The organism is Terrabacter sp. 05T424 (assembly GCF_056396225.1).
In genome coordinates this window covers 1-306 of the sequence record NZ_JBFTLB010000029.1, presented here as the reverse complement: position 1 = coordinate 306, position 306 = coordinate 1, and the positions used below count along the sequence as shown (strand labels likewise).

General features: G+C 65.4%; 1 protein-coding gene. It reads right to left on the bottom strand.

Translation table 11 applies throughout. From position 1 onward, the window contains the following. Positions 1 to 4: 4 nt before the first annotated feature. Positions 5 to 306, bottom strand: a 302-nt coding sequence (locus AC1DE0_RS22430) for an IS30 family transposase (RefSeq protein ID WP_478105853.1), incomplete at its 5' end; no start/stop codon positions are given.

The following is a 306-nucleotide window of genomic DNA, read 5'->3' as shown; positions in this document are numbered from 1 at the left end:
GGATTCAGGCGGTGGGTGCAACACCGTTGATGTCGTTGTCGGACAGTAGCCGCTCGAGCTGCTCGGCGGGGGTGGCCCACTGGTGGCGTTTGCGGGGTCGTCGGTTCATCTCGGAGGCGACATTCGCCAGGATGCCGGCGCCGTGGAAGGACAGGTCGGTGCCTTTGGGGAAGTACTGGCGCAGCAGGCCGTTGGTGTTCTCGTTGCTGCCCCGCTGCCAGGGCGAGTGTGGGTCGCAGAAGTAGATCTCCAGGTCGGTCGCGGCCGCGATCTGCACATGGTTGGACATCTCGCTGCCCTGGTGGT